Source organism: Streptomyces sp. NPDC102437 (genome assembly GCF_044765565.1).
Lineage (GTDB): Bacteria > Actinomycetota > Actinomycetes > Streptomycetales > Streptomycetaceae > Streptomyces.
Map to the genome: position 1 here is coordinate 1 of NZ_JBIWKI010000018.1, position 15,032 is coordinate 15,032.

10 protein-coding genes and 1 pseudogene are annotated in these 15,032 nt (G+C 70.2%); 2 read left to right on the forward strand and 9 right to left on the reverse strand.

Annotated features, from left to right (window positions below):
* Positions 1–106: 106 nt before the first annotated feature.
* On the reverse strand, positions 107–2,539 hold the full coding sequence (locus ACIRJP_RS22905) for an ATP/GTP-binding protein (RefSeq protein ID WP_404177124.1): 2,433 nt from the start codon (positions 2,537–2,539) through the stop codon (positions 107–109).
* 244 nt (positions 2,540–2,783) lie between these two features.
* Between ACIRJP_RS22905 and gabT the strand changes: the two genes are divergently transcribed.
* Together gabT and ACIRJP_RS22915 are read left to right on the forward strand one after the other, a co-directional pair.
* On the forward strand, positions 2,784–4,124 hold the full coding sequence (gabT, locus tag ACIRJP_RS22910; protein ID WP_404177127.1) for a 4-aminobutyrate--2-oxoglutarate transaminase: 1,341 nt from the start codon (positions 2,784–2,786) through the stop codon (positions 4,122–4,124).
* A 304-nt stretch (positions 4,125–4,428) separates the two neighbouring features.
* A complete protein-coding gene (locus ACIRJP_RS22915; RefSeq protein WP_404177130.1) occupies positions 4,429–5,091 on the forward strand; it encodes a phosphatase PAP2 family protein in 663 nt (220 codons plus the stop codon).
* On the opposite strand, the gene ACIRJP_RS22920 is transcribed toward ACIRJP_RS22915, so the two are convergent.
* From ACIRJP_RS22920 to ACIRJP_RS22955, 8 genes and pseudogenes are all read right to left on the reverse strand, one after another.
* Positions 5,076–6,896, reverse strand: coding sequence for a chitinase (locus ACIRJP_RS22920; protein ID WP_404177133.1), 1,821 nt, complete (start codon positions 6,894–6,896; stop codon positions 5,076–5,078). The genes ACIRJP_RS22915 and ACIRJP_RS22920 overlap by 16 nt on opposite strands.
* Before the next feature lie 173 nt (positions 6,897–7,069).
* Positions 7,070–7,529 (reverse strand): annotated as a pseudogene (locus tag ACIRJP_RS22925) (hypothetical protein).
* A gap of 175 nt (positions 7,530–7,704) precedes the next feature.
* Positions 7,705–9,120: an NAD(P)/FAD-dependent oxidoreductase gene (locus ACIRJP_RS22930; protein ID WP_404177135.1), complete on the reverse strand. Its 1,416-nt coding sequence runs from the start codon at positions 9,118–9,120 to the stop codon at positions 7,705–7,707.
* Between the two features lie 24 nt (positions 9,121–9,144).
* Positions 9,145–9,945, reverse strand: a complete 801-nt coding sequence (locus tag ACIRJP_RS22935; RefSeq protein WP_404177138.1) for an ABC transporter permease — start codon at positions 9,943–9,945, stop codon at positions 9,145–9,147.
* On the reverse strand, positions 9,945–10,874 hold the full coding sequence (locus ACIRJP_RS22940; RefSeq protein WP_266729400.1) for an ABC transporter permease: 930 nt from the start codon (positions 10,872–10,874) through the stop codon (positions 9,945–9,947). Before ACIRJP_RS22940 ends, ACIRJP_RS22935 begins: the two co-directional genes overlap by 1 nt.
* Positions 10,871–12,019 carry an ABC transporter ATP-binding protein gene (locus tag ACIRJP_RS22945; protein WP_404177141.1) on the reverse strand — a complete coding sequence of 383 codons (1,149 nt, stop codon included), beginning with the start codon at positions 12,017–12,019 and terminating at the stop codon, positions 10,871–10,873. Before ACIRJP_RS22945 ends, ACIRJP_RS22940 begins: the two co-directional genes overlap by 4 nt.
* 54 nt (positions 12,020–12,073) lie before the next feature.
* Positions 12,074–13,324 (reverse strand): PotD/PotF family extracellular solute-binding protein, encoded by a 1,251-nt coding sequence (locus ACIRJP_RS22950; protein WP_404177144.1) that lies wholly within the window; start codon positions 13,322–13,324, stop codon positions 12,074–12,076.
* Positions 13,325–13,366: 42 nt separating this feature from the next.
* Positions 13,367–14,881, reverse strand: coding sequence for a gamma-aminobutyraldehyde dehydrogenase (locus tag ACIRJP_RS22955; RefSeq protein ID WP_404177147.1), 1,515 nt, complete (start codon positions 14,879–14,881; stop codon positions 13,367–13,369).
* Positions 14,882–15,032 lie beyond the last annotated feature (151 nt).

Consider the following 15,032-nt stretch of genomic DNA (forward strand, 5'->3'; position numbering starts at 1 on the left):
TTTTTGCGCCGCCCCTTACGACGGGCTTTTCTAAATCCTGCCGGGGGGGCGGGGCCCGCCCCCCCCCCCCCCGGGGGGGGGGGGGGCGGGCCCCCCCCCCCACCGCTCAGCCGTTCAGATTCACCAGCAGCGGCGGCGCGTGTTCGCCGTCGACCGTCGTCACGGAGAGAACCGCGTGCCCGGCGGGCAGCTCGTAGGCCAGCGCGGAGGCGGACCAACGTTCGCGCTCCACCTGCCGCACGGTGACCGCGTCGACGGTGACCGCCTTGCCGGTGGCGAGCTTGCGCAGCGCGTGCATGGCGCGGGTGAACGGCTGGTCGGCGAAGACCCCGTGCTGGGCCACCTCGCGGACGGAGACCCATTCCTTGCCCCATGCCTCCGAGAACCGCTTCCCGTCCCAGGTGGTGACGCCCGGGAAGATCATGCCGCATCCCACCGCGCCCAGCAGCGCCGAGTGCAGCCCCTCGGGGACGTCGTCGAGGGTGCGCAGCGCCAGTACGGCGCCGGCGTTCACCGACCTGAGCCGCCTGATCCCCTGGACGGTCTCGGCGGTGACCGTGTGCGTCGCGTCGTCCAGCACCAGACAGGTGAAGACCGACCGGTCGGGGCGGGCCGCGGCGATCGCGTTGAACTGTGCGAGGACGAGGCGGGTCAGCACCCGGCAGGCCCCGGCATGGGCGCGCTCCGGCAGGTCGATCCGGACCCTGAGCGGATGCTGTCCCAGCGAGCGGAGCGAGAAGGGCCGTGCCTCCTGGCCGGTGGCGAAGAAACCGGCGAACGCGGGCCGGTCGAGGAGGGCGACGCGATCGGCCAGTACCGCCGCCGGGTCGCCCGCTCCGCCGGTCTGCCGGATCCGGGCGTCCAGCTCACGGAGCATGGCCGAGTGGCCGCCCGCCTCCAGGGCGCGTCGCAGCTCACCGACGGCCGACTCGTCCCCGGCCAGCAGCTCCCGTAGCGCCGGCACCGCCGGGAAGCAGCCGTGGACCGCCCGGTACGGGCCGAGCAGCTGGCCGAGGGTCAGGGCAGCGCGCCGTCCGTCCAGGTCCGGCACGTCCCCGGCGAGACCTTCCGCGAGGGTGGCCGCGGCCTCGTCCGGGTCGGCCGACCCGCCGTACAGGTCGAAGTCGTGGACGGACGAGGGGTCGCCGATCTTCACCACGACGTCGTACGCGTCGTCGGGACCCAGGGATGCCCCCGCGGCGCCCACCGCGAGCACCGCCGCCCCGCCCGTCAGGGCCTGGAGGGCCAGCGTTTCGACGACCGGACGCACCACCCGCGCCGTCTTGCCCGCGCCGGGCGGGCCGACCGCCAGCAGGGACGTGCCGAGGAGGGCGGGGTCCAGGGCCATGCCCGCACCCCTGCTGGCGTACGGGTTGCGTTCGTCGTCCGCGCAGTCACCGATCCGGACCTGGCCGGTCAGCAGATCGTGACGCGCGGTCCGCAGGGGCATGTCCCGGCTGCCCGAGGGATGCAGAAAGGCGTCGGCCCCCCGGCGCACGACCGCCTCGTCGAAGGACGCCGGTCCGTCGTGACGGGTCCGCGCCCGCTCCCAGGCACGGTTCACGCGCACGCAGTCCACGTCGTTCAGGTGCCCGGCCCGGACGGCCGCGGTGAGCGCCTCCGCCGCCTCCACGCGTCCAGCGGCGCGCAGCTTCGGCCAGGTCGCCGCGTCCGTCCCGGCCACGGGCGGCGGGTTCCCCGCGTCCTGCGGGCGGGGGGCCGCGCGCCGCGCCCGGAGAGCGCGGAGAGCCGCGGGCCATTGCCCGGCCCGGCCGATCGGCACCACGACGACGGCGATGGCCACCGCGTAGGAGCCGTAGGCGGCCAGGGTGGCCAGCAACTGGTCCCCGCTGAACAGCCAGCCCCGCGTCCAGTAGAAGAGGACATCCAACAGCGGCACCTTCTGGGTCCAGATCAGCCACAGGGCCAGTAGCGCGCCGAAGCCCGAGAGGGCCAGCCGGGCACGCTCCGGCCGGGGGCCTGCCCAGTACCGGAAGAGCCCCGCCCAGTGTCCGACGCGGGCTGCCCACAGCCCCGCGATCAGCACCAGCAGCTGGTTGTAGAGCGTCTCGATGCTGTACGCGGCGGCCGGTACGGAGCCTGCCCGCAGCGTGTCGAAGACCCACCAGCTCCCCGGCGTGACCGCCTCCAGGGGCACCTTCACGTACGGGATCCGGAAGTCCGCCAGCAGCGCCCAGATCACCAGCCAGAGCGCCAGGGCGATCAGCGGCCCGAGCAGGGAGGGACGCGGCGGCCGCTCGGCGGAGCGCGGCACATGTCCGTAGCGCCAGACACCGGGCCCGGCGGCGGGGCGGACGGTGTTCAGCCACTCCACGACCGACGGCCCGGCCCCCGGAAGGCCGGCGGGCAGCGGCGGAGCCGTGGGCGGACCGCTCCGGGGGGCGCCGATGGGCATGGGCGGGGCGGCGGGCGGCGGCCCGGCCGGGCGCGGCACCTGAGGGCGGGGCACATCGGGCCGGCCGCCCTCCCCCTCGATACCGCTCGTGCCCCGCGCACCGCGCGCGTCGTCGCTCTTCATGAACCGTTGCCCCCTGACCGGCCGGGTCCGTCCGTCTGCCCCGGTCAATCTAGTGCGCCCGCAGGGCGAGTTCAGCAAGGCTCCCGCACCGGGGCGCACGGTTTCCCGGCCCGCCGCACCCCCTCGCTATGTCCGTGACGGACAACGGCGCGCGAACACCACTCCCGAACGGAACATGCCGTACCCCCGGCCTCGCCCATAGCCTGGCCGGGAAGCGTCCGAAACATCCCCCCAGGAGCCCCTCATGACCGAAATCCCGCAGGAGCGCCGCGTCGTCACTGCCATTCCCGGCCCGAAGTCGGTGGAGCTGCAGGCCCGCCGTCTGGAGACGGTTGCCGCAGGTGTGGGCTCCACCCTGCCGGTGTTCACCGCCCGCGCCGGTGGCGGGATCATCGAGGACGTGGACGGCAACCGTCTGATCGACCTCGGCTCCGGTATCGCCGTGACGTCGGTCGGCGCCTCCGCCGAGGCCGTCGTGCGCCGCGCCTCCGCGCAGCTCGCCGACTTCACCCACACCTGTTTCATGGTCACGCCGTACGAGGGGTACGTCGAGGTCTGTGAGCAGCTCGCCGAGCTGACGCCGGGCGACCACCCGAAGAAGTCCGCGCTGTTCAACTCGGGCGCCGAGGCCGTCGAGAACGCGGTGAAGATCGCCCGCATCCACACCAAGCGCACCGCGGTCGTCGTCTTCGACCACGGCTACCACGGCCGCACCAACCTCACGATGGCGCTGACCGCCAAGAACATGCCGTACAAGCAGGGCTTCGGCCCGTTCGCGCCCGAGGTCTACCGGGTGCCGGTGGCGTACGGCTACCGCTGGCCCACCGGTGCCGAGAACGCCGGTGCCGAGGCGTCCGCCCAGGCCATCGACCAGATCACCAAGCAGATCGGCGCGGAGAACGTCGCCGCGATCATCATCGAGCCGGTGCTCGGCGAGGGCGGCTTCATCGAGCCGGCCAAGGGCTTCCTCCCGGCGATCGCCCAGTTCGCCAAGGACAACGGCATCGTCTTCGTCGCCGACGAGATCCAGTCCGGCTTCTGCCGCACCGGCCAGTGGTTCGCCTGTGAGGACGAGGGCATCGTCCCGGACCTGATCACCACCGCCAAGGGCATCGCGGGCGGTCTGCCGCTCTCCGCCGTGACCGGCCGCGCCGAGATCATGGACTCCGCCCACTCCGGCGGCCTCGGCGGCACCTACGGCGGCAACCCGGTCGCCTGCGCGGGTGCGCTCGGCGCCATCGAGACGATGCGCGAGCTGGACCTGAACGGGAAGGCCAAGCGCATCGAGGAGGTCATGAAGGGCCGCCTCGCCGAGATGCAGTCGAAGCTCGACAACGGCGACATCATCGGTGACATCCGCGGTCGCGGCGCGATGATCGCGATCGAGCTGGTGAAGTCCGGCACGAAGGACCCGAACCCGGAGGCCGCCGCGAAGCTCGCCAAGGCCTGCCACGCGGAGGGCGTCCTGGTCCTCACCTGCGGCACGTACGGCAACGTCCTGCGCTTCCTCCCGCCGCTGGTGATCGGCGAGGACCTGCTGAACGAGGCGCTCGACGTCATCGAGCAGGCTTTCGGCCGGATCTGACCTGTGCGAGCCCCGACGGCTCCGGAAGGCGTTCCGGCAGGTGTTCCGAGGGGCCCGCGTGTGGGCCTGTGAAGAACGTGTGGGGGGCCGATGGCGGGATCTGTTTCCCGCTGTCGGTCCCCAGTCGGCTGCCGTACGGTTCCTGCAGATGAGAGAAACACCCCGCCCGCAGGGGACTGCGGGCGATGCCGGGCCGGAGCTTCCCCAGCGCCGTCCTGGCCGTGCCTTCGGGCACACCGCTGGAGTCTCTGGCTCCGGAACTCCTCACCGATCGGATGGCCGCTCGCCCCAGACCCCCCGGGGCGTGCGGCAAACCGGTCCGACCGGCCGCCCCGGAACCACCCCCCCTGTTCCCGGGCGGCCGGCTGCTTTCCTCTTCCTGGCACCACTCCTCCTGGTGTTCTTCGCGCTCACCACCTGGCAGATCGTGGCCGACGGCCCGCTGCGCGCACTGGACGAGCGGACCGGCCGGGCCGTCGTCGGCCACGGACCCGCCCGGCTGACCGAATTCCTCGCCGATCTGGGCAATACGCAGGTCGCGCTCCCGGTGCTGGGCTGCGCGATCGTCCTCGCCCTGGTGCGCGGTGCGCGCCGTGCCCCGCTGCACGCGGCGATCGCCATGGGCGCGGTGCCCGCGCTGGTCGTGCCGCTGAAGGCGTGGAGCGCCCGTCCGGGGCCGCTGACGGACGCCACCGGCTACTTCCCGTCCGGTCATGCGGCGACGGCCGCGGTGGCGTACGGGGCGGCGGCGCTGCTGGTCGCGCCGTACGTGCGGCGATCGTGGTCATGGATGATGCCCGTCGCCGCTGTCCTGGTGACCACGGCGACGGGCATCGGTCTGGTGCTGCGCGGCTACCACTGGCCGCTGGATGTGCTGGGCAGCTGGTTCCTGTTCGAGGCGGTGCTGCTGCCCCTGAGAAATGTCCGTGGCCCCAGAAATGTCCGTGGCCCTCAGCTGCCGAAGTAGGCGTCGAAGTTCTTCGAGAACTCCCCGTTGTCGAACCGGTCCCAGTTGATCGACCACGTCATCAGTCCGCGCAGCGCGGGCCAGGTTCCATGGGTGGTGTAGGAGCCGCAGTCGGTCTTCTTCGTCAGGCAGTTCAGCGCCTTGGTGACCTCGGCGGGCGAGGTGTGGCCGTTGCCCGCCTGGGTGGAGGCGGGCAGGCCGATGGCGACCTGGTCGGGGCGGAGCGCCGGGAAGATCTTCGTCCGGTCGCCCGCCACCGGGAAGCCGGTCAGCAGCATGTCGGTCATGGCGATGTGGAAGTCCGCGCCGCCCATCGAGTGGTACTGGTTGTCCAGGCCCATGACGGAGCCCGAGTTGTAGTCCTGGACGTGCAGCAGGGTCAGGTCGTCGCGCAGGGCGTGGATGACCGGGAGGTAGGCGCCGGCCCGGGGGTCCTGGCCGCCCCAGGGGCCCGAGCCGTAGTACTGGTGGCCGAGCTGGACGAAGAAGGTCTCGGGGGCCATCGTCAGGACGAACTTGTCGCCGTACTTGGCCTTGAGGGACTTCACCGCGGAGATCAGGTTGACCACGGCCGGGGTGGTGGGGTTGCGGAAGTCGTTGTCCCCGGTGTTCAGCGAGAGCGAGTGGCCCTCGAAGTCGATGTCGAGGCCGTCCAGACCGTACTCGTCGATGATCTTGCCGACCGAGGAGACGAAGGTGTCGCGGGCGGCGGTGGTGGCGAGCTGCACCTGGCCGTTCTGGCCGCCGATGGAGATCAGCACCTTCTTGCCCGCGGCCTGCTTGGCCTTGATGGCCGCCTTGAACTCGGCCTCGGACTCGACGTTCGGGCACTCGGCGACCGGGCAGAGCGAGAAGCGGATGTCGCCCGAGGTGACCGAGGTCGGTTCACCGAAGGCCAGGTCGATGACGTCCCAGGAGTCGGGCACGTCCGCCATCCGCGTGTAGCCGGAGCCGTTGGCGAAGCTGGAGTGCAGATAGCCGACGAGCGCGTGGGCGGGCAGGCCGCCTCCCTCGCCGCCGCCCTCCGTGGTGGTGGCGGAGACGGCCGCGGACTTGGCGGACTCCCCGGCGGAGTTGGTCGCGGCAACCTGGAAGCTGTACGCGGTCGACGCGGCGAGGCCGGTCACGGTGGTGGAGGTGCCGGTGACCGAGAGGACCTTCGTGCCGCCCCGGTAGACGTTGTAGCCGGTGGCCCCGGAGGAACCGGTCCACGAGAGGTCGACGGAGAAGGCGGTGGCCGTGCCGGCCTTCAGTCCGGTGGGGGCGGCCGGGAGTTCGGCGGGGGCGCCGCCCGGACCGACGAGGGTGAGGTCGTCGGCGTAGTAGGCGGGGGTGCCGAACCAGCCGTGGGTGTAGACGGTCACCTCGGTGGTGGACGGGCCGGTCCTGAACGTGGTGGTGATCTGCTTCCAGTCGGCGGAGGACTGGCTCCAGGTGGAGACGTCGGTGGTGCCGGTGCCCTCCGCGCCGAGGTAGACGTAGGAGCGCTGCACCCAGGCGCTCAGCGTGTAGGTGGAGTCCGGCTGGACCGCCACCTGCTGGGAGCACTTGGCGTTGTCGGAGCCGGCCGGGGCCGCCTTCAGCGCCGAAGCGCCGCTGTGGGCCGGGGTGCTGACGGCGACTCCGCTGCCGCGGGTACAGGACCAGCCGTCCAGGCCGGACTCGAAGCCGCCGTTGCGCGCCTGGTCGGTGTCGGCAGCGGCGGCGGGCGGAGCCAGGACGGTGAGGCCGCCGGCGGCGAGCAGGGCCGCCGCGAAGGCGGCCACGGCTCCGGTAGATCGAGCGTGGGGTCCCGTGCGTTCCACAACGGCCTCCGTGCGTGGGGGAATTGAGTGCAGCCGCCACAACATGGTCCAGACCAATCGAGTTGTCAAGACCTCTGACAGTGCCGTCAGTCCCGGGGCGCCCGCCCCGGACCGACCGCGTACACCGTTCTCCCCGGCCCGGCGGCCGGCTCCTTTCACCCGCCCGGTCCCTGTCAGCCCCTGCCGCGCCCGGCCTGTCCGGCCGCCGCCTCGTGCATCGCGAGTCCAGAAGTGCCGCGTCGGTGAGGGTTCCCGAGCCGTCGGGCGGGATCAGCCGGCGCACCCCGCCGCTGGACGCCCGGCCCGGCTGCGGCACGACGATCCAGGTTCCCTGCCCCACGCCCCGTACTCCGGTGCCGACCCAGCGGGAGACGGTTCCCGGCGCCACGAAGAAACCCGTGCGGGCGTCGCCGAAGTCGGAGAGAACAGGACCGGGCCTGTCGATGAGGCGGGTCGGTACGTCGAGGGTGGGACGGCCCAGCGCCCCGGCAGGATCAGCACGTCCCAGCGCCGGCCGGAGGGAAGGAGCGCGACCCGTCGGAGATTGTGCTCCCATTCGCACCGGCAGCCATCCGGATCCGGCGCCACCGATGCCAGCCATTCGACCGCTGCCTTGGCCCCCGCGCCAGCCATGACCTGTCTCCATTCCGTGTGCGCCGGCCATACGGTGACGGTGCTTCACACAGGAGAGAGAGGTGAGGCCGATCGATTACGCGGGTTCGGGCAACGAATTCACGACAAGCGGGCAGGTCACCCCCGGGTGGGGTGACCTGCCCGACGTACTCTGCTTCCTGCTCGACTGCCGTACTCAGCTGTCGAAGCCGAGTCCCAGCCGGTCCATCGTCCGCAGCCAGAGGTTACGGTGCCCGCCGTTGCTGTCAGCCCTGGCCAGGGACCGCTTGGTGAGCTCGATCCCGGCCCAGGCGAAGGGCTCCGGCGGGAACGGCATCGGCTTGCTGCGGACCATTTCCAGCGCGGTCCGTTCGTTCTGTTCGCCCGCCAGCAGATCGAGCATCACATCGGCGCCGAAACGGGTGGCGCCGACGCCGAGTCCGGTGAATCCGGCGGCATAGGCGACCCGGCCCTGATGGGCCGTGCCGAAGAACGCGGAAAAGCGCGAACAGGTGTCGATCGCCCCGCCCCAGGCATGGCTGAAACGCACCCCCGCCAATTGCGGGAAACAGTCGAAGAACTGGCCCGCGAGCTTGAGGAAGGTCTCCGGACGCTGATCGAGATCGGCGCTCAGCCGGCCACCGTACGGATAGATCGCGTCATAGCCGCCCCACAGGATCCGGTTGTCGGACGACAGCCGGAAATAGTGGAACTGGTTGGCGCTGTCGCCCAGCCCCTGCCGGTTCCTCCAGCCGATGGAGGCGAGCTGGTCCGCGGTGAGCGGCTCGGTCATCAGCGCGTAGTCGTAGACCGGCACGGTGTACGGGCGCACCCGCTTGACCAGCGACGGGAAGATGTTCGTACCGAGTGCCACCCGGCGCGCGAAGACCCTTCCGTACGGGGTGCGGACCGCCATCCCCGTGGTGGACCTGGCCAGTTCGAGGCCCCGGGTGTGCTCGTACACCCGCACGCCCAGGTCGACGCAGGCCTGCTTCAGGCCCCAGGCCAGCTTGGCGGGGTGCAGCATGGCGACGCCCCTGCGGTCCCAGAGACCACCGAGGAACGTCGGTGAGTCGACCTCGGCGCGCAGCGCGTCCCGGTCCAGGAATTCCGACCCGGTGAAGCCGAGCTTCTCGGCCTCCTGGTGCCATTCCCGGAGCTCTTCGAGCTGGTGCGGTTCGGTGGCGACGTCGATCTCGCCGGTGCGCTCGAATTCGCAGTCGATCGAGTAACGGGCGACGGCGGCCTCGATGGCGTCGAGGTTGCGTTCCCCGAGCTCCTCCAGCTTGTGGATCTCCTCGGGCCAGCGCTCCAGCCCGTTGGGCAGGCCGTGGGTGAGGGAGGCGGCGCAGAATCCGCCGTTGCGGCCCGAGGCGGCCCAGCCCACCTCGTGCCCCTCGATCAGTACGACGTCCCGTTCCGGGTCGCGTTCCTTGGCGATCAGCGCGGTCCACAGTCCGCTGTAGCCGCCGCCGATGACGAGCAGGTCGCAGTGCTCGTCACCGGTGAGTGCGGGCAGTGTGCCGGGCTTGCCGGGGTCGTCCAGCCAGAACGAGACGGGCTTCGCGTCGGAGAGCGATTGTGCAGCAGTACGCATGGCAGCTGGGGCCATGGTTTCCAACTCCTTCAGGGCTTTCTATCGTGCGCTGTTCTTGCGCCGGTTCGCAATGAGCTGGCCGACGACGACCACCATCACGGCAATGATGAACATCGCCGTGCCGATGACGTTGATCTGCACGGGCGTGCCGCGCTGTGCCGATCCCCAGACGAACATGGGGAAGGTCACGGTGGAGCCCGCGTTGAAATTGGTGATGATGAAATCGTCGAAGGAGAGCGCGAAGGCGAGCAGAGCTCCCGCGGCGATTCCGGGGGCGGCGATCGGCAGCGTCACCCGCAGGAAGGTCTGCACGGGTCCGGCGTACAGATCTCGGGCGGCCTCCTCCAGCCTCGGGTCCATCGACATCACGCGCGCCTTGACGGCCGTAACGACGAAGCTCAGGCAGAACATGATGTGCGCGATGAGGATCGTCCAGAAGCCCAGCTGTGCGCCCATGTTGAGGAAGATGGTGAGCAGCGAGGCGGCCATGACGACCTCGGGCATCGCCATCGGCAGGAAGATCAGCGAGTTGATCGCGCCGCGCGCCCGGAAGCGGTAGCGGACCAGCGCGAAGGAGATCATCGTGCCGAGGACGGTCGCGCCGACAGTGGCCCAGACGGCGATCTGCAGGGACAGCGAGAGCGAGCCGCACATGTCGGCGACGCCGCAGGGGTCCTTCCAGGCGTCGAGCGAGAAGCGCTGCCAGGAGTAGTTGAAGCGCCCGTTCGGCTTGTTGAACGAGAACACCATGACGACGATGTTCGGAAGGATCATGTACGCGAGGGTCAGCAGACCCGCGATGACGATCAGATTCCGGCGTATCCAGCGCAGTGCGGGCATCAGACCAGGTCCTCCGTCCCGGAGCGGCGGATGTAGACGGTGACCATGATCAGGACGACCGCCATGAGGATGAAGGAGAGCGCGGCCGCCGTCGGATAGTCCAGGACCCGCAGGAACTGGGTCTGGATGACGCTGCCGACCATTTTCGTGTCGGTGGAGCCCAGCAGTTCCGCGTTGACGTAGTCACCGCTGGCCGGGATGAAGGTGAGCAGCGTTCCGGAGACGACACCCGGCATGGAGAGCGGGAAGGTCACCTTGCGGAAGGTGGTGGCGGGGGTGGCGTACAGGTCGCCGGCCGCCTCGTGCAGCCTGCCGTCGATCCGCTCCAGCGAGGTGTAGAGCGGCAGGATCATGAACGGCAGGAAGTTGTACGTGAGGCCGCAGACCACCGCCATCGGGGTGGCCAGCACGCGGTTGGACTCGGTCCAGCCGAGCCAGCTGGTGACGTCCAGGACATGGAGGGTGTTCAGTACGTCGACGACCGCGCCGCCGTCCGCGAGGATCGTCTTCCAGGCGAGCGTGCGGATCAGGAAGCTGGTGAAGAACGGCGCGATGACCAGCACCAGGACGACGTTGCGCCAGCGGCCCGCCTTGAACGCGATGAGGTAGGCGAGCGGGTAGCCGAGCAGCAGGCAAAGGATGGTGGCGGTGCCGGCGTACAGCAGGGACCGGACGAACTGCGGGTAGTAGTCGGTCAGCGCGTCCCAGTAGGTCTGGAAGTGCCAGGTGACCTCGAATCCCTTCTCCAGGGATCCGGTCTGCACGGAGGTCGACGCCTGGTAGACCAGCGGCAGCGCGAAGAAGACCAGCAGCCACAGGATGCCGGGGAGCAGCAGCCAGTACGGGACGAGGCGCTTGCGGGTGGAGGGCTTGCGCAGCACGAGCTCCGCCGTGACGGGCGCCGGTGGCGCCTCCTTGGTGACGGTCACGCCGCGTCCTCCACCGTCTCCACGCCGGCGTCGATGTCCTGGGCTGCGTCCAGTCCGAAGGTGTGCGCGGGGTTCCAGTGCAGAACGACCTCGGCCCCGGCGGTGAGCCGCGCGTCGCGCTCGATGTTCTGCTCGTACACCTGGAGCGCCTTGCCGGCCGGGCTCTCCACCACGTACTGCGTGGACACCCCGATGAAACTGGAGTCGATGATCCGTCCGGTGACCCGGTTGCGGCCGTCGGCGATCGTGTCCGCGTCGTCGGCGTGCGCGAGCGAGATCTTCTCCGGGCGGATGCCGAGGAGCAGCTTGCCGCCGCTCGTGGTCGGGGCCGTGCACCGGTCGGCGGGCAGCCGCAGCTTCCCGCCGCCCGCCGCCACCACGATGTCGGTGCCCGCGGAGACGGTCTCGCCCTCGATGAGGTTGGAGGTGCCGAGGAAGTTGGCGACGAAGGTCGTCCTCGGGTTCTCGTACAGGTCGGCGGGCGCGCCGAGCTGCTCGACGCGGCCCCCGTTCATCACCGCAACGGTGTCGGCCATGGTCATGGCCTCCTCCTGGTCGTGGGTGACGTGGATGAAGGTGATGCCGACCTCGGTCTGGATGCGCTTGAGCTCCAGCTGCATCTGGCGGCGCAGCTTGAGGTCGAGGGCGCCGAGCGGCTCGTCGAGCAGGAGCACCTGCGGGTGGTTGATCAGGGCGCGGGCGACGGCGACGCGCTGCTGCTGGCCGCCGGAGAGCTGGTGCGGCTTGCGCTTGGCGAAGTCGCCGAGCTGGACGAGCTCCAGCATCTCGTCGACCTGCTTCTTCACGGACTTGATGCCGCGCCGGCGCAGGCCGAATGCGACGTTCTCCGTGATGTCGAGGTGCGGGAAGAGCGCGTAGCTCTGGAAGACCGTGTTGACGGGCCGTTTGTACGGGGGAAGCCCGGTGATGTCGCGGCCACCGAGCGAGACCGTGCCGGTGGTCGCCTCCTCCAGGCCCGCGATCATCCGCAGGGTGGTGGTCTTGCCGCAGCCGGACGCGCCGAGCAGCGCGAAGAAGGAGCCCTGCGGGACGGTGAGATCGAGCGGCTTGACGGCTTCGAAGGAGCCGTACGTCTTGCTGATCCCGGTGAGGCGGACGTCGCCGCCGGTCTGCTGCTGTGTCATGGATCGCGGTCCCAGTGGTGTCAGAGGGAGATCAGGAGGGGTGCGGAGCGGCGGTCAGGCGCCGATGAGCTTGGCGAACTTCTCCTCGTACGCCGTCTCTTCCTTGCTGGTCAGAGAGCGGAAGGCGTGCGACCGGGACGCCATCTCCCGGTCCGGGAGGATCAGGACGTTGTCGGCCATCGCCCGGTCGATCTTCGCCAGCTCGTCACGGACCCCGTCGACCGGGCAGACGAAGTTGATGTATGCGGCGAGTTTCGCGGCGACCGACGGCTCGTAGTAGTAGTCGATGAGCTTCTCGGCGTTGGTCTTGTGCCGGGCCTTCACCGGGACCATCAGGTTGTCGCTGGATATGACGTAACCCGCAGTGGGTATCGCGTACTTGATGTCAGGGTTCCCGGCCTGGAGCTGTATGACGTCGCCGGCCCATCCGACGCAGGCGGCGATGTCGCCCTTGTCGAGGTCCGCGGTGTAGTCGTTGCCGGTGAAGCGGCGGATCTGGTTCTTGTCCACGCCCTTCTGGAGGCGGCCGATCGCGGCGTCGTAGTCGGCGTCGGTGAAGTTGCCGGGGTCCTTGCCCATGTCGAGCAGGGTCATGCCGATGGTGTCGCGCATCTCCGAGAGGAAGCTGACCCGGCCCTTGAGCTTCGGGTCGTCCAGCAGCTGGCTGACGGAGTCGACATTGCGGCCGCCGGTCGCCTTGGAGTTGTAGGCGATGACGGTGGGGATGCCCGCCCAGGGGTAGGAGTGGGCACGGCCCGGGTCCCAGTCCGGGGAGCGGAACTGGGCCGAGAGGTTGGCGTAGGCGTGCGGCAGGTTCGACGCGTCGAGCTTCTGCGCCCAGCCGAGCCGGACGATGCGGGCGGCCAGCCAGTCGGTGACGCAGATGATGTCGCGGCCGGTGTCCTGGCCGGCCGCGAGCTGCGGCTTGATCTTGCCGAAGAACTCGACGTTGTCGTTGATGTCCTCGGTGTACTTGACCTTGATCCCGGTGCGCTCGGTGAACGCCTCCAGGGTGGGCCGGTGCTTGCCGTCATCGGTGACGTCCATGTACTCGGTCCAGTTGGAGAAGTTGATCTGCTTCTCCTCGGCCGAGTGGTCGTCGGACGCCGCGGCGGCATCCCCCTCCCGCTTGGCGGGCGGGATGCCGCACGCGCTCAGCGTGCCCAGCCCGCCGATCGCCAGCGCCCCCATGCCGGAGGCGCGGATCAGCGATCGGCGGGTCAGAGCGCCCCGTCCGTTGGTGAGGCTGCGTCGCATCGCGGCGATCTGGGCCGCGGAGAGGCGCTCGGGCTCGTACTGCTCCATGCGCGTTGCCCTTTCGGGTGTGTGTGGCCGGGGTCGGCCGGCTTATCGGTCCCCGAAGATTGTGCGGTGCCAGTCCTTGCGGGCGACCGCGGTGTTGTCGTACATGACGTGCTTGACCTGTGTGTACTCCTCGAAGGAGTACGAGGACATGTCCTTGCCGAAGCCGCTGGCCTTGTATCCGCCGTGCGGCATCTCGCTGATGATCGGGATGTGGTCGTTGACCCAGACGCAGCCCGCCTTGATCTCGCGGGTGGCGCGGTTGGCGCGGTACAGGTCGCGGCTCCATGCGGAGGCGGCGAGTCCGTACGGGGTGTCGTTGGCGAGGCGGATGCCCTCGTCGTCGCTGTCGAAGGGCAGCACGACCAGGACCGGGCCGAAGATCTCCGACTGGACGATCTCGCTGTCCTGGGCCGCTCCGGCGACCAGCGTCGGCCGGTAGTAGGCGCCGGCCGCCAGTTCGCCGCCGGGGGCTTCGCCGCCGGTGACGACGGTGGCGTACGCGCGGGCCCGCTCGACGAATCCGGCGACCCGGTCGCGCTGGGCGTGGCTGATCAGCGGGCCGAGGTCGGTCGACGGGTCGAAGGGGTCACCGAGCCGGACGCTCTCCATGAGCTCGGCGACGCCCTGCACGAAGGCGTCGTACAGCGGGCGCTGGACGTAGGCGCGGGTGGCGGCGGTGCAGTCCTGGCCGGTGTTGATGAGCGCTCCGGCGACCGCGCCGTTCACCGCGGCTTCGAGGTCGGCGTCGTCGAAGACCACGAAGGGGGCCTTGCCGCCGAGTTCGAGGTGGAGGCGCTTGACGGTGGAGGTGGCGATCTCCGCGACCCGCTTGCCGACGGCGGTGGAGCCGGTGAAGGAGGTCATCACGACGTCCGGGTGGCCGACGAGGTGCTCGCCGGCGTCCTTGCCCGCGCCGGTGACGATGTTGATCACACCGTCGGGGATCTTGGCCTCGGTGGCCGCCTGGGCGAACATCAGCGAGGTCAGCGGGGTGATCTCGGCAGGCTTCAGCACGATGGTGTTGCCCGCGGCGATGGCCGGGAGGACCTTCCAGGCAGCCATCTGGAGCGGGTAGTTCCAGGGCGCGATGGAGCCGACGACGCCGATCGCCTCGCGGCGTACGTACGAGGTGTGGTCGCCGTCGTACTCGCCGGCCGACTTGCCCTCCAGGTGGCGGGCGGCCCCGGCGAAGAAGGAGGTGTTGTCGACGGTGCCGGGCACGTCGAACTCGGTGGAGAGCTTGATCGGCTTGCCGCACTGGAGGGACTCCACGTACGCGAAGTCGTCGGCCTGCTCGGCGAGTACGGCGGCGAAACGGTGCATCGCCTCGGCCCGCTCGGCGGGCGTCGCGCCCGACCAGCCGGGGAACGCCTCGCGTGCGGCCGCCACGGCGGCGTCCACGTCGGCGGTGCCCGCCAGCTCGTAGCGGTAGACGGTCTCGCCCGTCGCCGGGTTCACCACGTCGTGGTGACGTCCCGATGTTCCGGACCGCAGCTTTCCGCCGATGTACTGTGCGCCGTCCGCGAAGCGGTCCCGCACCTGGATGCCGTTGCCCATGACGATCTCCTCCGCCGCGTACCCCGGAGTGCGGGGGCCGGCGTAGCCTCTGCTCGATTTGAGTGCCGATCCTGGCAGAGGGGATCTACCCCAACAAGTGATTCCGTTGTTTCCTTTTGGTTACGCGACGGAATCTGTCGACCATGTGTCG

Excerpts from the sequence above, each read along its gene's own strand:
- ACIRJP_RS22905 (WP_404177124.1), bottom strand. The coding sequence starts at position 2,539 with ATGAAGAGCGACGACGCGCGCGGTGCGCGGGGCACGAGCGGTATCGAG.
- gabT (WP_404177127.1), top strand. The coding sequence starts at position 2,784 with ATGACCGAAATCCCGCAGGAGCGCCGCGTCGTCACTGCCATTCCCGGC.
- ACIRJP_RS22930 (WP_404177135.1), bottom strand. The coding sequence starts at position 9,120 with ATGGCCCCAGCTGCCATGCGTACTGCTGCACAATCGCTCTCCGACGCG.
- ACIRJP_RS22935 (WP_404177138.1), bottom strand. The coding sequence starts at position 9,945 with ATGCCCGCACTGCGCTGGATACGCCGGAATCTGATCGTCATCGCGGGT.
- ACIRJP_RS22945 (WP_404177141.1), bottom strand. The coding sequence starts at position 12,019 with ATGACACAGCAGCAGACCGGCGGCGACGTCCGCCTCACCGGGATCAGC.
- ACIRJP_RS22950 (WP_404177144.1), bottom strand. The coding sequence starts at position 13,324 with ATGGAGCAGTACGAGCCCGAGCGCCTCTCCGCGGCCCAGATCGCCGCG.
- ACIRJP_RS22955 (WP_404177147.1), bottom strand. The coding sequence starts at position 14,881 with ATGGGCAACGGCATCCAGGTGCGGGACCGCTTCGCGGACGGCGCACAG.